A 20186-nucleotide genomic window follows, 5' to 3' on the forward strand; every position below is an offset into this window, starting at 1 on the left:
GGAACCTATGCGGTGGATACGCGCCGCCGGTAGGTGCCTCCTCGTCCTTGCCGTGGTCATGACCGGTTACGTGGCCTCCGGAGCCCACGCCGAAGAGGGGAGTGCCGGGGGCCGTGGCCCGCTCACCCTGGCCACCGCGGGAGACCTCACCGGCTATCTCGGCCCGCTCCTTCAGGGCTGGAACCGCACCCATCCCGGCGAGAAGGTCACCCTCGTCGAGCTGCCGGACTCCGCCGACGAGACGCATGCGCAGATGACCACCGACCTGCGCGGCGGCGACCGGAGCCGGTTCGACGTCCTGAACATCGACGTCGCCTGGACCTCCGAGTTCGCGGCGGCCGGCTGGATCCGTCCGCTGCCGCGCGACCGGTTCCCGCTGAGGACCTTCCTGCCGCCGGTCGTCGACACGGCCACCTACGACGGACAGCTGTACGCAGTCCCGTATGTCACGAATGCCGGACTTCTCCTGTACCGCAAGGACATCCTCGCCAAGGAGGGCGTGCCGCCGCCGCGCACCTGGGCCGAGCTGGAGCGCGACGCGAAGACCGTCGCGCCCAAGTACGGGCTCGGTGGCTATGCGGGCCAGTTCCTGCCCTACGAGGGCCTCACCGTCAACGCGGCCGAGGCCGTGTACTCGGCGGGCGGCACCATCCTCGGCGACGAGGGCGCCCGTGTCACCGTCAATTCCGACGCGGCCCGCCAGGGGATCGGGTTCCTCGTCCGCGGGATCCGCGAGGGGTGGATTCCCAAGGAGGCGCTGACGTACAAGGAGGAGGAGTCCAAGCAGGCCTTCCAGGACGGTCGGCTGCTCTTTCTGCGCAACTGGCCGTACGCGTACGTCGCCGCCTCCGCCCCGGGGTCGAAGGTGGCCGGGAGGATCGGCGCCGTCCCGCTGCCGGGGCCTGACGGGCCGGGGACGAGTGTTCTGGGCGGCTCCAACCTGGCCGTCAACACCCATGCGCGCCACCCCGAGTCGGCCGCGCGTCTGATCGCGTACCTCACCAGCGAGGGCGTCCAGCGCCAGGTGCTCACCCGTGGCGCGCTGCCGCCCGTGCGTGCCGCGCTCTACGACGACCCCGAACTCGTGCGGCAGTTCCCGTATCTGCCGACCCTGCGCGCCGCCGTGCTCGCGGCCGCACCGCGCCCCAAGAGCCCGCGCTACGACCAGGTCAGCCTGGCGGTGCAGGCGGTGGTGCACGACGCGCTGGCAGGGCAGGAGACGCCCGAGTCGGCAGTGCGACGCCTGGCTCGCGAGCTGGCCGCCATTTCGCATCGCTAGTTACTTGTTAGGTAACGCGGACGTCTCAACCGGTCTCGCGATGCCCCGATAAGTCCGGATTTCGTCCCCCAACTTCCCAGTAGCTTTCGTACTGTTCGTTGACACCCTCGTGAAACCGCTACTTAACATGCATGCATAACCGTCAGCACGCACAGACAGGTCAACGGGGTGAGTCCCAAGCACATCGACACCCGCCGCTGGTGGCGCGACGCAGTGATCTACCAGGTGTACGTCCGTAGCTTCCTGGACAGCACCGGCGACGGCATCGGCGATCTGGCCGGCGTCAGGGCCGGCCTGCCGTACCTGAAGAAGCTCGGCGTCGACGGGATCTGGCTGAGCCCCTTCTACCCCTCCCCGCAGCACGACCACGGCTACGACGTCTCCGACTACTGCGACGTCGACCCGCTCTTCGGCGACCTCGCCGAGTTCGACCTGCTCACGGCCGCCGCCCGGCGGCTCGGCATCAAGGTGCTCCTGGACATCGTCCCCAACCACTGCTCCAGCGAGCACCCGTGGTTCCGCGAAGCCCTGGCCTCGCCGCCCGGCAGCCCGGCCCGCGCCCGCTTCCACTTCGCCGACGGCCGCGGGCCCGACGGCTCCGAGCCGCCCAACAACTGGCACGCCATGTTCGGCGGCCCGGCGTGGACCCGTGTCACGGAGGCGGACGGCCGCCCCGGCCAGTGGTACCTGCACATGTTCACGCCAGAGCAGCCCGACTGGAACTGGCGCAACCCAGAGGTTCCCGCCGAGTTCGACCGGGTGCTGCGCTTCTGGCTGGACCGGGGCGTCGACGGCTTCCGCATCGACGTCGCCGCCGGCCTGTTCAAGCACCCGGAGCTGCCCGACTCCCCGGACCCGGAGGCCGACGCCCGCACCCGCGACTCGGTCAACCCCCTCGCCTGGAACCAGCCCGAGGTGCACGACGTCTGGCGCCACTGGCGATCGGTGTGCGAGGAGTACACGGCACGCGACGGCCGTGAGCGCCTCCTGGTGGGCGAGGTCTCGGTGCCGACCGCCCGCGAGCACGCGAAGTACGTCCGCCCGGACGAACTGCACCAGGCCTTCTTCTTCGACCTGCTCAGCGCCCCCTGGGACCCCGACGCCTTCCGCAAGGTGATCTTCGAGGCCATGCAGGACATCGCGGGCACCGGCTCCACGGTCACCTGGGTCCTCAACAACCACGACCAGGTCCGCACCGTCACCCGCTACGGAGAACCCACCCCGCAGGGCAGCGGCCTCGGTGCCGCCCGTGCCCGCGCCGCCGCGCTGCTGATGCTGGCGCTGCCCGGAGCCGCGTACATCTACCAGGGCGAGGAGCTGGGCCTGCCCGAGGTCGTCGACCTGCCAGACGACGTGCTCACCGACCCGATCTTCCGCCGCACCGGAAGCCGCGCCCGGATCCGCGACGGCTGCCGGGTGCCGCTGCCCTGGTCCGGGCAGGCCTCCCCGTTCGGCTTCACTTCCGGCGCCGAGGGGGCGAGGCCCTGGCTGCCGCAGCCCGAGTGGTTCGCCGAGCACGCCACCGACCGTGCCCTCGCCGACACCCGCTCCTTCTGGCACCTGTACCGCGACGGCCTCCAACTGCGTTCTTCCCTACCGCAGTTGGGCGAGGGCACGTTGCGCTGGCTGGACACCCCGCCCGGCGTCCTCGCCTTCGTACGCGGCGACGACCTCGTCTGCGCCGTCAACTTCGGTACCGCTCCCACGCCGGCGCCGATCTCCGGTACCCCCCTGCTGGCCAGCGGCCCCTGCCCGCCCGGGGTGCTCCCCGGCTCGACGGCCGCCTGGTGGATCAGCGACGGCACCGACCTCTGACCCCGTCCATTCCCCCATCCCCGAAGGGACATCAACGATGATGCGACGACGTACCACCCTGCTCACCGGCTGCACCGCACTCGCCCTCGCACTCGGCGCGACCGCCTGCGGCGGCGGCCCCGTCACCGCGGGCGGCGGTGACAAGGCGCTCAGCGGCCAGACGGTCACCGTGGCCGGTGTCTGGACCGGCAGCGAGCAGAAGAACTTCCAGAAGGTCCTGGACGCGTTCAGCGAGAAGACCGGCGCCAAGACGCAGTTCATCTCCACCGGCGACAACGTCTCCACCGTCGTCGGCAGCAAGATCGAGGGCGGCAACGCGCCGGACGTCGTGATGGTCCCGCAGGTCGGCGTGCTCCAGCAGTTCGCCAAGAAGGGCTGGCTCCAGAAGCTGTCCGCGACCACCGAGCAGTCGGTCGACAGCAACTACGCACCGGTGTGGAAGAAGTACGGCAGCGTCGACGGCACCCTGTACGGCCTGTACTTCAAGGCCGCCCACAAGTCGACCGTCTGGTACAGCCCCGACGCGCTCAACCAGGCCGGGGTCAAGCCGCCGAAGACGTACGACGAGATGCTGAAGGCCGGGCACACCGTCTCCGACTCGGGCCTCGCCGCCTTCGCGGTCGCGGGGGAGGACGGCTGGACCCTCACCGACTGGTTCGAGAACATCTACCTGTCCCAGGCCGGTCCCGAGAAGTACGACGCGCTCGCCGCGCACAAGCTCAAGTGGACCGACCCGAGCGTGGTCGAGGCGCTCACCACGCTGGGCAAGCTGTTCAAGGACAAGCAGCTGATCGCGGGCGGGCAGAAGGAAGCCCTGAACACCGACTTCCCGGGCTCTGTGGAGAAGGTCTTCGGACCCAAGCCGCAGGCGGGCATGGTCTACGAGGGCGACTTCGTGGCCGGGGTCGCGCACGACCAGTTCGGAAAGACCATCGGCAAGGACGCGGACTTCTTCCCGTTCCCCTCGGTCGACGGCGGCACGGCACCGGTCGTCAGCGGCGGTGACGCGGCGGTCGTCCTCAAGGACGGCAAGAACGCCAAGGCCGGCATGAAGCTGCTGGAGTACCTGGCGACCCCCGAGGCCGCGGCCGTGTGGGCGAAGGCGGGCGGCTTCCTGTCCCCGAACAAGAAGCTGGACCTCTCCACCTACGGCGACGACGTGACGCGGGCGACGGCCAAGTCCCTCATCGCGGCGGGCGACTCGGTCCGCTTCGACATGTCCGACCAGGCGCCGGCGGCCTTCGGCGGCACCAAGGGCGCGGGCGAGTGGAAGCTGCTGCAGGACTTCCTGCGCGACCCGTCGAACCCGAAGGCGACCGCGGCCCAGCTGGAGGACGCGGCGGCCAAGGCCTACCAGGGCTGACGGGTCATGACCGCAACGCTCGTGAATGAGGCGAGCCCGCCGACCGCCGCCGGTGCCGCCGTGAGGCGCCGCACCCGGCGGCGGGGGCGGATCATCGCCCTGCTGTTCGTGTTCCCCGCGCTGCTGCTGCTCGGTGCGCTCGTCGTGTACCCCGTGCTGTTCTCGATCGGCCGCAGCTTCTTCGACGCCTCCGGCACCCGGTTCGTGGGCGGGGACAACTACGCCGAGATGTTCCGCGACCCGGCGACGCTGAAGGCCATCCGGAACACGACGATCTGGGTGGTCGTGGCTCCGGCGCTCCTGACGGGGCTCGGCCTGATCCTTGCCGTGCTGGTGGAGAAGGTCCGCTGGGCGACGGCGTTCAAGCTGCTGCTGTTCATGCCGATGGCGGTGTCCTTCCTCGCCGCCGGCATCATCTTCCGGCTCGCCTACGACGAGGACCCCAACAAGGGGGTACTGAACGCGGCCGCGGTCTCGATCCACGACGCGTTCAAGGGCGCGTCGTCGTATCCGACGGCGCGGGCGCGCGAGGGGCAGGGCCTGACGCAGGGCCGTGACGGGTCGTACGCGACGAGTGCGGGCGTCTCACCCGGCAGCTCGGTGGCGCTTCCGATGGTCGGCGTGCTGCCCAAGGACCTGCCGAAGGACGCCTCGCCCGCGTACGCGGCGGCCGGGAAGAAGGCCGCGGCGGACGAACTGCGCGGAGTGGTCTACCTGGACTTCACGCCCGGTGGCGGCGGGAAGCAGGGAAGGGTCGACCCGCGGGAGAGCGGGCTGCCCGGGATGAAGGTCGAGGCCGTGCGCGACGGGCGGACGGTGGCCGGTACGACGACGGCGGCCGACGGCTCGTTCCGCTTCCCGGGGCTGAAGTCCGGCTCGTACACGGTGAAGCTGCCGTCCTCGAACTTCGCGGCGCCGTACCAGGGCGTGTCCTGGCTCGGGCCGACACTGGTCACGCCTGCGATCATCGGGGCGTACCTGTGGATCTGGACCGGCTTCGCGATGGTGCTGATCGGCGCCGGGCTGTCGACGCTCCCGCGGGACGCGCTGGAGGCGGCGCGGATGGACGGGGCGAACGAGTGGCAGATCTTCCGGCGGATCACGGTGCCGCTGCTCGCGCCGGTGCTGACCGTCGTCTTCGTGACCCTCGTCATCAACGTCATGAAGGTGTTCGACCTCGTCTACATCATCGCGCCCGGGCCGGTGCAGGAGGACGCGACCGTGCTCGCCACCCAGATGTGGCTGGTTTCGTTCGGCGGCGGCAACAACCAGGGCCTCGGCAGTGCGCTGGGTGTGCTGCTCCTGCTGCTGGTGATCCCCGCGATGGTCTTCAACGTCCGGCGCTTTCGAAGGAGTCAGCGATGAACGCGGTGAGGCGGGGCCTGGGCAACGGACTGGTGCAGGCCTTCCTGGTGGTGGTCGGCCTGATCTGGCTGACCCCGCTGGCGGGGCTGTTCGTGTCGTCGCTGCGGTCGTCGCAGGACACGGCGAAGGGCGGCTGGTGGACAGCGCTGGTCAGTCCCGGGCAGCTGTCCTTCGACAACTACTCGGCGTTGCTGAAGAACGCCGGGATCACGCAGGCCTTCTGGAACACCGTGCTGATCTCGGTGCCGGCGACGGTGCTGGTGGTCGTGCTGGCGGCGCTCGCCGGGTACGCGTTCGCATGGCTGGACTTCCCCGGGCGGGAGCCGCTGTTCCTGCTGGTGGTGGCGCTGCTGGTGGTGCCGGTGCAGATCGGTCTGCTGCCGGTGGCGAAGCTCTTCGGCGCGCTGGGCCTGTTCGGCACGATCCCGGGCGTCGTGCTCTTCCACGTGGCGTACGGGCTGCCGTTCGCGGTGTTCCTGCTGCGGAACTACTTCGCGGAGATGCCGAAGGAGATGCTGGAGGCGGCGCGGATGGACGGGGGGAGCGAGTGGCGGATCTTCACCCGGCTGGTCCTGCCGGTGGGGCGGCCCGCCATCGCGAGCCTCGCCATCTTCCAGTTCCTGTGGGTGTGGAACGACATGCTGGTCGCGCTGCTGTTCGCGGACAGCTCCTCACAACCGCTGACCGTCGCACTCCAGTCCCAGATACGGCAGTTCGGCAGCAACATCGATGTACTGGCGCCGGGGGCGTTCCTGTCACTGATCGTGCCGGTGGTCGTGTTCTTCGCGTTCCAGCGGCACTTCGTGCAGGGGGTGATGGCGGGCTCGGTCAAGTGACCGAGCCCGTGACGGCGACTCGTGCGGGGGCAGGCCTGGGAGTCGGCCGCCCCCGTGGTGACGGGGGCGGCAGTCGGGCCATCCGCTGCCGCCCCCGTTCCTCACGGCGACGCCGGTGGGTACAAAGAGCGCGGGAGCTGCGACGCCGCCGCCGAGTCCAGCAGCCACAGCGTGCGCGAGCGGCCGTACGCGCCCGCCGCCGGTGCCTGGATCTCGCCCGCGCCCGACAGGGCGATCGCCGCCGCCTGCGCCTTGTCCTCACCCGCCGCCAGCAGCCACACCTCGCGCGCCGCCCGGATCGCCGGCAGCGTCAGGGAGATACGAGTCGGCGGCGGTTTCGGCGCGCCGTGGACGGCGACGACCGTTCGATCCGTCTCCCGCACCGCCGGCAGTTCCGGGAACAGCGACGCCACATGCGTGTCCGGGCCGACGCCCAGCATCAGCACATCGAAGGTGGGCACCGATCCGTGGTTCTCGGGGCCCGCGGCCCGGGCCAGTTCCGCCGCGTACGCCTCGGCCGCGGACTCCACGTCCGCACCGTACGGGCTGTCCGACGCGGGCATGGCGTGCACGCGCTTCGGGTCCAGCGGCACGGAGTCCAGCAGAGCCTCCCGGGCCTGGGTCACGTTGCGCTCCGGGTCGCCCTCCGGCAGGTACCGCTCGTCGCCCCACCACAGGTCCAGGCGACCCCAGTCGATGGCGTCCCGGGCCGGTGCGGCGGCGAGCGCGGCGAGCAGGCCGTTGCCGTTGCGGCCACCGGTGAGCACGACCGACGCGGAGCCGCGCGAGGCCTGAGCGTCCACGATCTTCGTGATCAGCCGGGCCGCCGCGGCCTGGGCCATCAACTCCTTGTCGCGGTGCACGACGAGCTGGGGAGCAGTCACTTGGCGGCCGCCTTCTTCGCCGGGGCCTTCTTTGTGGCCTTCTTCGCGGGTGTCTTCGCGGCCGTCTCCACGGGGGCCTCGACCGCCACCGGCTCCTGAGCCGCAGGCTCGTCGGCCGCGGGGTCGCCGGCCCCGGGCCCGCCCGCCTCCGGCTCGCGAGCCGGAGCCTCGGCGGCCCCCGTGTTCAGCCGGTCCACCCCGTACCGCAGCGCCGACGCGTACGTGTCGTCCGGGTCCAGTCGCCGCAGCTCCTCTGCGATCAGCTCGGCCGTCTCCCGGCGCTTGAGCGCCACGGCACGGTCCGGCTGGCCCTGGACGGACAGGGTCGCGAGCGAGCCGTCCGCGCGGTCCAGAGCGATCGGGCCGCAGTTCGTCTCCATGCGGACCGCGGTCAGGCCTGGGCCGGAGGAGAGCGAGCGCTTCACCGGGACGTCCAAGCGGTCCGCCAGCCACATCGCCAGGAGTTCGCAGCTCGGGTTGAACTCCTCGCCCTCCACCTCGACCCTCCGCACCTCGCAGGTGACCTGGTCGAGGGCCGCGGCCAGCATCGAGCGCCAGGGCGTGATGCGGGTCCAGGACAGGTCCGTGTCGCCGGGCGTGTAGGCGTCGGCGCGGGCGCTGAGCTCCCGCACCGGTGCCTCGGCCGTGTAGGAGTCCGTGACCCGGCGCTGCGCGAGCGCGCCGAGGGGGTCGTTGGCGGGGTCCAGCGGCGCGTTGACCGGCCACCAGGCGACGACCGGCGCGTCCGGCAGCAGCAGCGGCAGCACCACGGACTGGGCGTGGTCCACCACCTCGCCGTAGAGCCGCAGCACCACCGTCTCGCCGGTGCCCGCTTCCGCGCCCACCCGCACCTCCGCGTCCAGACGCGAGGAGGTGCGGTCGCGCGGCGAACGCGAGACGCGCTTGATGACCACGAGGGTGCGCGAGGGGTGCTCTCGGGAGGCCTCGCTCGCGGCCTTCAGCGCGTCGTAGGCGTTCTCCTCGTCGGTGACGATGACCAGTGTGAGCACCATGCCGACGGCGGGCGTGCCGATCGCCCGGCGGCCCTCCACCAGCGCCTTGTTGATCTTGCTGGCCGTGGTGTCCGTGAGGTCTATCTTCATGGCCGGCGCCAGCTCCGTCCGTCTCGCTGAAGCATCTCGTCCGCCTCGACGGGCCCCCAGGTGCCGGCCGGGTACTGAGCGGGCCTGCCGTGCTCGTCCCAGTACTCCTCGATCGGGTCGAGGATCTTCCAGGACAGCTCGACCTCCTCGGTCCGCGGGAAGAGGTTGGCGTCACCCAGCAGCACGTCCAGGATCAGGCGCTCGTACGCCTCCGGGCTGGACTCCGTGAAGGACTCGCCGTAGGCGAAGTCCATGGACACGTCCCGGATCTCCATCGAGGTGCCCGGCACCTTGGAGCCGAAGCGCACGGTGACGCCCTCGTCCGGCTGGACGCGGATGACGACCGCGTTCTGGCCGAGCTCCTCGGTGGCCGTCGTGTCGAAGGGGGAGTGCGGGGCGCGCTGGAAGACGACCGCGATCTCCGTCACCCGGCGCCCCAGCCGCTTGCCGGTGCGCAGGTAGAACGGCACGCCCGCCCAGCGGCGGTTGTCGATCTCCAGCTTCACCGCGGCATAGGTGTCGGTCTTCGACTTCTTGTCGATGCCCTCTTCCTCGAGGTACCCGATGACCTTCTCGCCGCCCTGCCAGCCGGCCGAGTACTGTCCGAACACGGTCGAGGTGCCCAGGTCCTTCGGCAGCCGGACGGCGCCGAGCACCTTGGTCTTCTCCGCGGCGAGTGCGTCGGCGTCGAAGGAGGCGGGCTCCTCCATGGCCGTCAGCGCCAGCAGCTGGAGCAGGTGGTTCTGGATGACGTCACGGGCGGCACCGATTCCGTCGTAGTAGCCCGCGCGGCCGCCGATGCCGATGTCCTCGGCCATCGTGATCTGCACGTGGTCCACGAAGGACCGGTTCCAGATCGGCTCGAACATCGTGTTGGCGAACCGCAGCGCCAGGATGTTCTGGACGGTCTCCTTGCCCAGGTAGTGGTCGATGCGGAAGACCTGGTCCGGGGCGAAGACCTCGTGCACGACCTTGTTGAGTTCCTCGGCCGACTTCAGGTCGTGGCCGAACGGCTTCTCGATGACCGCGCGCCGCCAGGAACCGCCCGACTGCTCGGCCAGGCCGTGCTTCTTCAGCTGCTGGATGACGACCGGGAAGGACTTCGGCGGCACGGAGAGGTAGAAGGCGAAGTTGCCGCCCGTGCCCTGCGCCTTGTCGAGCTCCTCGATCGTCGAGCGCAGCCGCTCGAACGCGTCGTCGTCGTCGAAGGTGCCCTGGACGAAGCGCATCCCCTGGAGGAGCTGCTGCCAGACCTCCTCGCGGAACGGCGTGCGGGCGTGCTCCTTGACGGCGTCGTGGACCACTCTGGCGAAGTCCTCGTGCTCCCAGTCGCGGCGGGCGAAGCCGACGAGCGAGAAGCCCGGGGGCAGCAGACCCCGATTTGCCAGGTCGTAAACGGCCGGCATCAGCTTTTTACGTGACAAATCGCCCGTAACGCCGAAGATCACCAGGCCCGACGGCCCCGCGATGCGCGGGAGCCGTCGGTCCGCGGCGTCACGAAGCGGATTCGCTCCGTGTACGGATGTCAAGATCTCAGCCCTCCGAGGGCGCGAGGCGCTGCAGTTCCGCCTCGGTCGACTTGAGGAGGTCGTTCCAGGACGCCTCGAACTTCTCGACGCCCTCGTCCTCCAGGAGCTGGACCACCTCGTCGTACGAGATCCCGAGCTTCGCGAGCGCGTCGAGGTCGGCGCGCGCCTGCTCGTAGGTGCCGGCGACGGTGTTGCCGGTGATCTCGCCGTGGTCCTCGGTGGCCACCAGGGTGGCCTCCGGCATGGTGTTCACCGTGTTCGGCGCCACCAGCTCGTCCACGTACAGGGTCGGCTTGTACGCCTTGTCCTTCACGCCGGTGGAGGCCCACAGCGGACGCTGCTTGTTCGCGCCCGCCTTCTCCAGCGCGCTCCACCGGTCCGAGGAGAAGACCTCCTCGTACGCCTGGTAGGCCAGGCGCGCGTTGGCGACGGCGGCCTTGCCGCGCAGCGCCTTCGCCTCGTCGGTGCCCAACTTGTCGATCCGCTTGTCGATCTCGGTGTCGACCCGGGAGACGAAGAACGACGCCACCGAGTGGATCTTGGAGAGGTCCAGGCCCTTCTCGCGGGCCTTCTCCAGGCCGCTGAGGTAGGCGTCCATGACCTCGCGGTAACGCTCCAGCGAGAAGATCAGCGTGACGTTGACGCTGATGCCGTGGCCGATCGTCTCGGTGATCGCCGGCAGGCCCGCACGGGTCGCCGGGATCTTGATGAGGGTGTTCGGACGGTCGACCAGCCAGGCCAGCTGCTTGGCCTCGGCGACGGTGGCCCGGGTGTTGTGCGCGAGCCGCGGGTCGACCTCGATCGACACCCGGCCGTCCTGGCCCTCGGTGGCGTCGAACACCGGACGCAGGATGTCGGCGGCGTCCCGGACGTCCGCCGTGGTGATCATGCGGATCGCCTCTTCGACGGTGACCTTGCGGGCGGCGAGGTCGGCGAGCTGCTGGTCGTAGCCGTCGCCCTCGGAGATCGCCTTCTGGAAGATCGTCGGGTTGGTGGTGACGCCCACGACGTGCTGCTGGTCGATCAGTTCGGCGAGGTTGCCGGACGTGATCCGCTTGCGCGACAGGTCGTCCAGCCAGATCGCGACGCCTTCCTCGGAGAGGCGCTTGAGTGCGTCTGTCATGGAAATTGCATCTCCTACGTGTCGTGTATCAGCGTCAGCGCTGGGCTGCGGCGATCGATTCCCGGGCGGCGGATGCAACGTTCTCGGCAGTGAAACCGAACTCGCGGAAGAGCACCTTGCCGTCGGCCGAAGCACCGAAGTGCTCCAGGGAAACGATGCGTCCGGCGTCTCCCACGTACTTGTGCCAGGTCAGCCCGATCCCGGCCTCCACCGCGACCCGCGCCTTCACCGACGGCGGCAGGACGCTGTCCCGGTACCCCTGGTCCTGCTCCTCGAACCACTCCACGGACGGCATCGACACCACCCGCGTCGGAACGCCGTCGGCCTGGAGCTGCTCGCGCGCTTCCACGGCCACGTGCACCTCGGATCCGGTGGCGATCAGGATGACCTGCGGCTCGCCGCCCTCCGCCTCGAACAGCACATAACCGCCGCGCGCGGTGTCCTCGTTCGGCTCGTACGTCGGCACGCCCTGACGGGTCAGCGCCAGACCGTGCGGGGCGCCCTTGCCGAACTCCTTCGTCCAGCGCTTGAGGATCTCGCGCCAGGCGATCGCGGTCTCGTTGGCGTCGGCCGGGCGCACGATGTTCAGGCCCGGGATCGCGCGCAGCGAGGCCAGGTGCTCGATCGGCTGGTGGGTGGGGCCGTCCTCACCGAGGCCGATGGAGTCGTGCGTCCACACGTACGTCACCGGCAGGTGCATCAGCGCGGACAGGCGCACGGCGTTGCGCATGTAGTCGGAGAACACCAGGAACGTGCCCCCGTAGATACGGGTGTTGCCGTGCAGCGCGATGCCGTTCATCTCCGCGGCCATGGAGTGCTCACGGATGCCGAAGTGGATCGTGCGGCCGTAGGGGCTCGCCTCCGGCAGCGGGTTGCCGACCGGGAGGAACGAGCTGTTCTTGTCGATCGTCGTGTTGTTCGACCCGGCGAGGTCGGCGGAGCCGCCCCACAGCTCGGGGATCACCGCACCGAGGGCCTGGAGCACCTTGCCGGAGGCGGCACGCGTGGCGACGCCCTTGCCCGCCTCGAAGACCGGGAGCTTCTCCTCCCAGCCGGTGGGCAGCTCGCCCTTGCTGATCCGGTCGTACTCGGCGGCGCGCTCGGGGTTGTTGTCCCGCCACTGCTGGAAGGACTTCTCCCACTCGGCCTTGGCCTCACGGCCCCGCTGCAGTGCCTCGCGGGTGTGCGCCAGGACCTCGTCCGAGACCTCGAAGGACTTCTCCGGGTCGAAGCCGAGGACCCGCTTGGTGGCCGCGACCTCGTCATCGCCCAGCGCGGAGCCGTGCGCGGCCTCGGTGTTCTGCGCGTTCGGCGCGGGCCAGGCGATGATCGAACGCATCGCGATGAAGGACGGCCGGTCCGTGACCTTCTTCGCCGCCTGGATCGCGTTGTAGATGGCGTGCGGGTCGAGGTCGCCGTCCGGCTTCGGGGCGACGCGCTGCACATGCCAGCCGTAGGCCTCGTACCGCTTGACCGTGTCCTCGGAGACAGCGGTCGCGGTGTCGCCCTCGATCGAGATGTGGTTGTCGTCCCACAGCAGGATCAGGTTGCCGAGCTTCTGGTGCCCGGCCAGCGAGGACGCCTCCGCGGAGATGCCCTCCTGCAGGCAGCCGTCGCCGGCGATGCAGTAGATGAAGTGGTCGAAGGGGGACTCGCCCTGCGGGGCGTCCGGGTCGAACAGACCGCGCTCGTAGCGGGCGGCCATCGCCATGCCCACGGCGTTGGCGACCCCCTGGCCCAGCGGGCCGGTCGTCGTCTCCACGCCCACCGTGTGCCCGTACTCGGGGTGGCCGGGGGTCTTCGAGCCCCAGGTGCGGAAGGCCTTCAGGTCGTCCAGTTCCAGGCCGAAACCGGCCAGGTAGAGCTGGGTGTAGAGGGTCAGGGACGAGTGGCCGGCGGACAGCACGAAGCGGTCACGGCCCACCCAGTCGGCGTCGGCCGGGTCGTGGCGCATCACCTTCTGGAAGAGGGTGTAGGCGGCCGGAGCCAGGCTCATCGCCGTACCCGGATGGCCGTTTCCGACCTTCTGTACGGCATCGGCGGCCAGGACACGCGCGGTGTCGACCGCACGCTGGTCCAACTCGGTCCACTCGAGGTCTGTGGTGGTCGGCTTGGTGCTCACCCTGGGTCAGGGCTCCTCTCCACATGTCGAATGCCGGTGCACTGGGCGCCCACCGGCCGCTGCTGAGCCTACCCCTGCAAGTACGTGCGTCTTTTCGGGTCATTCCAGACTGCCGGGAGTCCAGGAAGTCCGCCTCCCGACCCGCCATATCCGTAGTCGGCAACTGAATACGGACCCGCTCATCCGATCGCTCAATCGAGCTCGGTCCGGCTCGCGCTTCACCCCTCACTCACCAGCGGCACGGCCACCGCCCAACACGACCCACCCCCCGCGAAGGGCGCGCTTCGGGCAACGTCTAAAGTTGCGTGAGTACGCGCGAGCCTTTACTGGGCGTTCACAGCCACGGCTCGCTGGGATGTCTCTGTCAGGGGTGTGCGTGACGGCCGTCGAATCCCGTCCTGGGGGCACCTCCCAGGCCCTTAAGGCACTGGGGGAGGGGGAGCTCGGTGCGAGCCAGAGCCCGAGCCACCGGCCGTTCGGGGCCCGTGTCAAGGCGTTCGTGGCACTGACCAAGCCGCGGATCATCGAGCTGCTGCTGATCACCACGGTCCCGGTGATGTTCCTCGCCCAGCAGGGCGTGCCGGACCTGAAGCTGGTCCTGCTCACCTGCATCGGCGGCTACCTGTCCGCGGGCGGCGCCAACGCGCTGAACATGTACATCGACCGCGACATCGACGCGCTCATGGACCGCACCTCCCAGCGCCCGCTGGTCACCGGCATGGTCAGCCCGCGCGAGTGCCTGGCCTTCGGCATCACGCTGGCGGTCGTCTCGACGCTTCTGTTCGGCTTCACCGTCAACTGGCTGTCGGCGTGGCTGTCGCTCGGAGCCCTCCTTTTCTATGTCGTCGTCTACACGATGATCCTCAAGCGCCGTACCTCGCAGAACATCGTGTGGGGCGGCATCGCCGGCTGCATGCCGGTGCTCATCGGCTGGTCCTCCGTCACCGACTCCATGTCGTGGGCGCCGGTCATCCTCTTCCTCGTCATGTTCTTCTGGACGCCGCCGCACTACTGGCCGCTGTCCATGAAGGTCAGGGAGGACTACGCGCGCGTGGGCGTGCCGATGCTGCCGGTCATCGCCTCCAACAAGGTGGTCGCCCGGCAGATCGTGATCTACAGCTGGGTGATGGTCGTGGTCTCCCTGCTGCTGACCCCGCTCGGCTACACCGGCTGGTTCTACACGGCGGTCGCACTGGCGGCGGGCGGCTGGTGGCTGTGGGAGGCGCACGCGCTGCAGAACCGGGCGAAGGCGGAGGCCACCGGGGCCAAGCTGAAGGAGATGCGGCTCTTCCACTGGTCGATCACGTACGTCTCGCTGCTGTTCGTCGCGGTGGCGGTGGATCCGTTCCTCCGCTGACGAACACCTCCGGTAGCCGACGTACGTCACAGGGCACTGCTCTCGCCAGTCGATCTACTCGTCGGTAGCATCCTGACCATGGCAGACACGCAGCAGGTTGACCCCAAGGACGAGCGCAGGGCGGCCCGGATCGCCCGGCGGATCGACTCCTTCTCCAAGGCCCACGGCGGCGCCGAGGGCCAGGTCGCGTACATCGGGCAGCGCGGGGCCCGCATCGTGCTCGTCGGCGAGGACGGCACCTGGGGCGACCTCGTGGCGCCCACCCACGCCGTGGCCGAGAAGGCGGTGGAGAAGTCCGGCATCACCGTCCACGAGGCGTTCGACGGTGAGTTCGCGGGCAAGGTGAAGACCGGCCCGTACGAGTGGACGCGCATGGCGGGGATCCAGGTGGGCGGCACGCGCTCCGCCCAGTAGCAACACCTCACGCCGGGTTCACCCGTTAGGACCTTCAGGATGCACGGTCCAGTCACGGGAGCCCGGATGATCGAAACGCCGTCCCTGGTGGACCAGTACTGCCACGGCGTGGTCCGTACCGAGCTGGGCCTCGGCACCTTCGAGGCCCACCTCGCCCGTACCGAGGGCCCGCCGGCCGCCGGTACGACCCTTTTCGACACCCAGACGGGTTTCGCGGTACGCCGCTGGTGTCCGCCGCTGCTCGGTCTGGAGCCGCACTGCCCGCCGGCCCGCTATCTCGCCCGTCGGCGGGAACTCGGCGTCCTGGAAGCGGGGCGCAGGCTGCTGCGCGGCAGCGGCATCACCACCTACCTCGTCGACACGGGGCTGCCCGGCGATCTGACCGGGCCCGCCGAGATGGCGTCCGCCGGGGAAGCCGAGGCTCACGAGATCGTCCGGCTGGAACTGCTCGCCGAACAGGTGGCCGACACCTCCGGCACCGTCGAGGGGTTCCTCGCCAATCTCGCCGAGTCGATCCACGGGGCGGCGGCACACGCGGTGGCGTTCACCTCGGTGGCCGGCGTACGGCACGGTCTGGCGCTCGCGCCGGAGCCGCCGGGCCCGGGGGAGGTGCGCGGCGCGGCCGGCCGCTGGCTGGCGGGCCGCAGAGTCGGAGGCACCCTCTCGGACCCGGTGCTGCTGCGCCATCTGCTGTGGAGCGCGGTCGCCTCGGGCCGGCCGCTCCAGCTCCACGCGGGCCTCGGCGAACCGGGCCTGCGCATCGACCGCACCGACCCCGTCCTGCTCACCGACTTCGTGCGCGCCACGGCCGGTCTCGGAACGGACCTCGTCCTGCTGCACGGCTATCCGTACCACCGGCACGCGGCGCACCTGGCCGGTGTCTTCCCGCACGTCTACGCGGACCTGGGCGCGGCCCTGGTGCGCACCGGCGCCCGGGCCGCCGCCGTCCTGGCCGAGGTCCTGGAGCTGGCGCCCTTCGGCAAGGTCCTGTTCTCCAGCGGCGCCCACGGCCTGCCCGAACTCCATGTGATCGGCGCGCGCCTCTTCCGCGAGGCGCTGTCCCGGCTGCTGGGCGGCTGGGTCGCCGAGGGCGCCTGGTCGCTCGCGGACGCGCAGCGGGTGGCGGGGATGATCGCGGCGGGGAACGCGCGGCGGGTCTACGGGCTGGAGTGAGCCGTACGGCCGGGGCGCGGGGCCGTCAGGCGTTGGTGAGGGCCGACTCCGTCGACGGACCCGGAAGGCCGGCGGTCACGCCGGTGCGTTCCCGCAGCGACAGCAACACGCGGAGCACCCCGATCCACACCAGGCAGGAGCCGAACATGTGGAAGCCGACCAGAAGCTCCGGAAGGTGCGTGAAGTACTGCACGTAGCCGATGACGCCCTGGCCGAGGAGGATCAGGAACAGCTCACGGGTGCGGTGCAACGGGCCGACCGGCGCGTCGACCGCCTTCAGGACGAACCACAGGGCGAACGTCAGCGTCACCACGATCCAGGCGAGCACGGCGTGCCCCTTGGCGACGGTCTCCCAGTCGACGTGCATCCGATCGACCTCGCGGGAGTCGCCCGCGTGCGGTCCCGCACCGGTGACGACCGTGCCGACCGCGATCAGCAGCGCCGAGGCGACCACCAGGAACCACACCAACTGCTGGACGGCCTTGCCGACCAGCGGGCGCGGTGCCTCGTCGCCCTCCCGTGTGCGCTGCCACATCACCGTGGCCACCGTGATGAGCGCGGTGGACAGCAGGAAGTGGGCGGCGACGGTGTACGGGTTGAGACCGACCAGGACCACGATGCCGCCGAGGACCGCGTTGCTCATCACGATCCAGAACTGCGTCCAGCCGAGCCGGGTGAGGCTGCGCCGCCGCGGCTTCTCCGAACGGGCCGCGACGATCGCCCAGCCGACGGCCGCGCACAGCACATACGTCAGCATGCGGTTGCCGAACTCGATGGCGCCGTGCCAGCCCATGGCGCGGGTCGTGGTCAGCGAGCCGTCCGTGCACTCCGGCCAGGTCGGGCAGCCCAGCCCGGAGCCGGTCAGGCGCACGGCACCGCCGGTCACGACGATCACCACCGACATCAGGAGCGCGGCGAGCGCCGCCCGCTGAACCGTCCTGGGATGCGGGGTCCAGCGTGCGGCGATGAAGGCGAGCGGGTTGCGCACGGCCGCTACGGCGTCGGCGCGGGTCACGTTTGGCACGCCTTTCATGGTAGGGGGCCGCTTGTGCACGCTTTCACGAGGGGTCGGCCCACGCGGAACGGGTCACTCCCAGCGGAAGAACCTCCCGGCCGCTGCCAGCCCCACCACGGCCCACACCGCCAGGATGCCCAGGTCGCCCCAGGGCGTTCCGGCACCGTGCTGCAGCACGGACCTGAGGCCGTCGGAGAGGGCGGAGATCGGAAGCAGCCCGAGCACGTCCTGGGCGCCGGAGGGGAACTTGTCCAGCGGCACGATCACACCGCCGCCCACGAGCAGCAGCAGGAACACCAGGTTGGCGGCGGCCAGGGTGGCCTCCGCCTTCAGCGTGCCCGCCATCAGCAGGCCGAGCCCGGAGAAGGCGGCCGTGCCGAGGACCAGCAGGAACAGCACGGCGAGGGGATTGCCGTGCGGCGACCAGCCCAGCGCGAACGCGATCACCGTCAGCAGGACCACCTGGAGGACCTCGGTGACGAGGACGGAGGCCGTCTTGGCGGTCATCAGCCCCCAGCGGGGGAGCGGGGAGGACGCGAGCCGCTTCAGCACGCCGTAGCGGCGCTCGAAGCCGGTCGCGATGGCCTGTCCCGTGAATGCGGTCGACATCACGGCGAGCGCCAGGATGCCGGGGGCGAGGAAGTCGACGGCCTTGCCCGCTCCGGTGTCGATGATGTCGACCGAGCTGAAGAGGACCAGCAGCAGCGTGGGGATGACGCCTGTCAGGAGCAGCTGCTCGCCGTTGCGCAGCAGCATCCGCGTCTCGAGCGCGGCCTGCGCGGCGATCATGCGGGGCAGAGGGGCGGCGCCGGGCTTGGGCGTGTAGGTGCCGACGGTGGTCACGAGCGCAGCTCCTTGCCTGTGAGCTCGAGGAAAACGTCCTCCAGGGTGTGCCGTTCGACCGAGATCCTGTCCGGAATCACCCCGTGCTGCGCGCACCAGGAGGTGACCGTGGCCAGCAGCTGCGGATCGACCTTGCCGATGACCCGGTACGCGCCCGGTGTCAGCTCCGCCGCGGAGCAGTCGGCCGGGAGCGCCTTCAGCAGGGAGCCGACGTCGAGGCCGGGCCGGCCGGTGAAGCGGAGCGTGTTCTCCGCGCCGCCGCGGCACAGCTCCTCCGGGTGGCCCTGGGCGATGACCCGGCCCGCGTCGATGATCGCCACGTCGTCGGCGAGCTGCTCCGCCTCGTCCATGTAGTGGGTGGTCAGGATCACGGAGACGCCGTCGCTGCGCAGGTCGCGGACGAGGTCCCAGGTGGCCCGGCGGGCCTGTGGGTCGAGGCCGGCGGTCGGCTCGTCCAGGAACACCAGCTCGGGGCGGCCGACGACGGCCATGGCGAGCGCGAGCCGCTGCTGTTGCCCGCCCGACAGGCGCCGGTACGGCGTCCGCCCGCAGCTGCCGAGTCCCAGCCGCTCGATGAGCGCGTCCACGTCGAGGGGGTGCGCGTGCAGCTTGGCCACGTGGCGGAGCATCTCCTCCGCCCGGGCACCCGAGTACACCCCGCCGGACTGGAGCATCACGCCGATCCGGGGGCGCAGCGCGGCGGCCTCCCGGACCGGGTCGAGGCCCAGGACGCGCACCGTGCCGGAGTCCGGCTTCCGGTAGCCCTCGCAGGTCTCGACCGTGGTCGTCTTTCCCGCCCCGTTGGGGCCGAGAACAGCGGTGATGCCCGCCCGGGCCACCAGGTCGAGCCCGTTCACCGCGGTCTTCGTGCCATACCGCTTCACCAGGGCCTGTACCTGGACGACCGGCTCGCTTCCCATGGGTCCAGAGTCTAGGTAGGCGCGTCGGGCACCGGACGAGGGGGGCCGGAAACCGATTGCACCGAGCCCGATCACGTCCGGAAACTACTCGTCACGCGGCCTGTGCAGTGCCAGCCACCGTTCCGCGTAGGCCACCGCGTCGGCGACCGGGAACAGCCGCGCGTCGGCCGCGGCCACTTTTCCGCGTACGACGGGCCGGTCCCGCTCGAAGTCGTGCCCCAGCTCGTCGAAGCGCTCCGAAGTGATCGACACCTCGGTCACCACTTCCCACCCGTTCGGTCCGGGCCGCCCCACCCGGACGACCGGCGAGGGTATGCGGTACTCGGCCAGATGGAAGCAGGTGCAGGAGTCGTATCCGGCGCCCAGCAGCAGTACCCGGGCGCCCAGGGCCTCCAGCCGGGCCAGCGGGCTCTGTTCGCCGAGGCGGCAGTCGGGCGAGTGGGCCTCGACGATCTCCGCGGCGTGCGGGCCGACCGCGGCGAAGGACGTCTGGGGATGCGCGCTGCGCAGGGCGCCCGGCCAGGTGCGTACGGTCTCCGGGATCACGCCGACCCCGCGTGTGGGCGTGGTCCGCGGGTCGTAGGCGGGCATGGTGGCCCGGATGGTCTCCCACCATTCCTCGGGCACCGGCGGATTGCTCCACAACGCCGGGTCGGACAGATCGCCGGACTGCGTCGGCACCACCAGTGTGCCGTCCGGGCCGAGGGCGTCGAGCAGTGCCTGGACGACCGCGACGGCACCGCCGCTGACCCAGCCGAGCGAACTGAGCGAGGAGTGCACAAGGAGGATCTCGCCGGGCCTGACGCCGAGCGCGCTCAGCTGTGCGCGAAGACCGTCCCTGGTGACAAGAGGGCCGGTCGGGAGGGGTATGGGCATGGCCTCGCAGTCTTGTCCAGACCGCCGGTGACCGCCACCGCTTTGATCGATCGCGGAGCGTTTCCGCAGGTCGGCTTAGCCTTGATCCACCGATTCGATGTCTGTGGATAAGTCTTCTTGAAACGAGGAAGTGCCTTGTGACCTGCGATGATGGGAGTTCTTCAGGCTT

Annotated in this window: 17 protein-coding genes; 8 read left to right on the forward strand and 9 right to left on the reverse strand. The window is 70.4% G+C overall.

The genetic code is table 11. The features are described 5' to 3' along the window. Positions 1–7 precede the first annotated feature (7 nt). From ACFYZE_RS33805 to ACFYZE_RS33825, 5 genes are all read left to right on the forward strand, one after another. On the forward strand, positions 8–1279 hold the full coding sequence (locus ACFYZE_RS33805) for an ABC transporter substrate-binding protein (protein ID WP_389002769.1): 1272 nt from the start codon (positions 8–10) through the stop codon (positions 1277–1279). A gap of 168 nt (positions 1280–1447) precedes the next feature. Continuing rightward, a complete protein-coding gene (locus tag ACFYZE_RS33810; RefSeq protein ID WP_389002772.1) occupies positions 1448–3094 on the forward strand; it encodes a glycoside hydrolase family 13 protein in 1647 nt (548 codons plus the stop codon). 37 nt (positions 3095–3131) lie between these two features. Beyond that, positions 3132–4457 (forward strand): ABC transporter substrate-binding protein, encoded by a 1326-nt coding sequence (locus tag ACFYZE_RS33815; protein WP_389002775.1) that lies wholly within the window; start codon positions 3132–3134, stop codon positions 4455–4457. A gap of 6 nt (positions 4458–4463) precedes the next feature. Then, on the forward strand, positions 4464–5822 hold the full coding sequence (locus ACFYZE_RS33820; RefSeq protein WP_389002778.1) for an ABC transporter permease subunit: 1359 nt from the start codon (positions 4464–4466) through the stop codon (positions 5820–5822). Next, a complete protein-coding gene (locus ACFYZE_RS33825; RefSeq protein WP_263229310.1) occupies positions 5819–6658 on the forward strand; it encodes a carbohydrate ABC transporter permease in 840 nt (279 codons plus the stop codon). Before ACFYZE_RS33820 ends, ACFYZE_RS33825 begins: the two co-directional genes overlap by 4 nt. A 101-nt stretch (positions 6659–6759) precedes the next feature. Here ACFYZE_RS33825 and pgl read toward each other — a convergent pair whose 3' ends face one another. From pgl to tkt, 5 genes are read right to left on the reverse strand one after another with little or no spacing between them, the layout of a single operon-like run. Beyond that, the gene (gene pgl, locus ACFYZE_RS33830) at positions 6760–7542 is read right to left on the reverse strand and encodes a 6-phosphogluconolactonase (RefSeq protein ID WP_389002782.1); all 783 of its coding nucleotides are present in this window, start codon (positions 7540–7542) and stop codon (positions 6760–6762) included. Next, positions 7539–8645 carry a glucose-6-phosphate dehydrogenase assembly protein OpcA gene (gene opcA / locus ACFYZE_RS33835; RefSeq protein WP_389002784.1) on the reverse strand — a complete coding sequence of 369 codons (1107 nt, stop codon included), beginning with the start codon at positions 8643–8645 and terminating at the stop codon, positions 7539–7541. The genes pgl and opcA overlap by 4 nt, the downstream gene beginning before the upstream one ends. Next, complete coding sequence (zwf, locus tag ACFYZE_RS33840; protein ID WP_389002787.1) at positions 8642–10174, reverse strand: glucose-6-phosphate dehydrogenase; 1533 nt, start codon at positions 10172–10174, stop codon at positions 8642–8644. The genes opcA and zwf overlap by 4 nt, the downstream gene beginning before the upstream one ends. Positions 10175–10178: 4 nt before the next feature. Further along, positions 10179–11297, reverse strand: coding sequence for a transaldolase (gene tal / locus ACFYZE_RS33845; RefSeq protein WP_389002790.1), 1119 nt, complete (start codon positions 11295–11297; stop codon positions 10179–10181). A 34-nt stretch (positions 11298–11331) separates the two neighbouring features. Then, entirely contained in the window at positions 11332–13419 is a 2088-nt protein-coding gene (gene tkt / locus ACFYZE_RS33850; protein ID WP_389002793.1) for a transketolase, read from the reverse strand. A gap of 370 nt (positions 13420–13789) precedes the next feature. Between tkt and ACFYZE_RS33855 the strand changes: the two genes are divergently transcribed. The 3 genes from ACFYZE_RS33855 (at position 13790) to ACFYZE_RS33865 (ending at position 16363) form a co-directional block, all read left to right on the forward strand. Beyond that, positions 13790–14776: a heme o synthase gene (locus tag ACFYZE_RS33855; RefSeq protein WP_389002823.1), complete on the forward strand. Its 987-nt coding sequence runs from the start codon at positions 13790–13792 to the stop codon at positions 14774–14776. A gap of 78 nt (positions 14777–14854) precedes the next feature. Continuing rightward, positions 14855–15190 (forward strand): hypothetical protein, encoded by a 336-nt coding sequence (locus tag ACFYZE_RS33860; protein WP_389002796.1) that lies wholly within the window; start codon positions 14855–14857, stop codon positions 15188–15190. Positions 15191–15256: 66 nt separating this feature from the next. Continuing rightward, a complete protein-coding gene (locus ACFYZE_RS33865; RefSeq protein ID WP_389002799.1) occupies positions 15257–16363 on the forward strand; it encodes an amidohydrolase family protein in 1107 nt (368 codons plus the stop codon). Between the two features lie 25 nt (positions 16364–16388). On the opposite strand, the gene ACFYZE_RS33870 is transcribed toward ACFYZE_RS33865, so the two are convergent. The 4 genes from ACFYZE_RS33870 to ACFYZE_RS33885 form a co-directional block, all read right to left on the reverse strand. Beyond that, the gene (locus tag ACFYZE_RS33870; protein ID WP_389002802.1) at positions 16389–17396 is read right to left on the reverse strand and encodes a heme A synthase; all 1008 of its coding nucleotides are present in this window, start codon (positions 17394–17396) and stop codon (positions 16389–16391) included. A 54-nt stretch (positions 17397–17450) separates the two neighbouring features. After that, a complete protein-coding gene (locus ACFYZE_RS33875) occupies positions 17451–18167 on the reverse strand; it encodes an ABC transporter permease (RefSeq protein WP_389002826.1) in 717 nt (238 codons plus the stop codon). Between the two features lie 50 nt (positions 18168–18217). Next, a complete protein-coding gene (locus ACFYZE_RS33880; RefSeq protein WP_389002805.1) occupies positions 18218–19141 on the reverse strand; it encodes an ABC transporter ATP-binding protein in 924 nt (307 codons plus the stop codon). A gap of 84 nt (positions 19142–19225) precedes the next feature. Next, the gene (locus tag ACFYZE_RS33885; RefSeq protein WP_389002808.1) at positions 19226–20017 is read right to left on the reverse strand and encodes an aminoglycoside N(3)-acetyltransferase; all 792 of its coding nucleotides are present in this window, start codon (positions 20015–20017) and stop codon (positions 19226–19228) included. Between the last annotated feature and the right edge of the window lie 169 nt (positions 20018–20186).

Origin of the sequence: Streptomyces sp. NPDC001796 (genome assembly GCF_042892355.1) — a bacterium.
Lineage (GTDB): Bacteria > Actinomycetota > Actinomycetes > Streptomycetales > Streptomycetaceae > Streptomyces.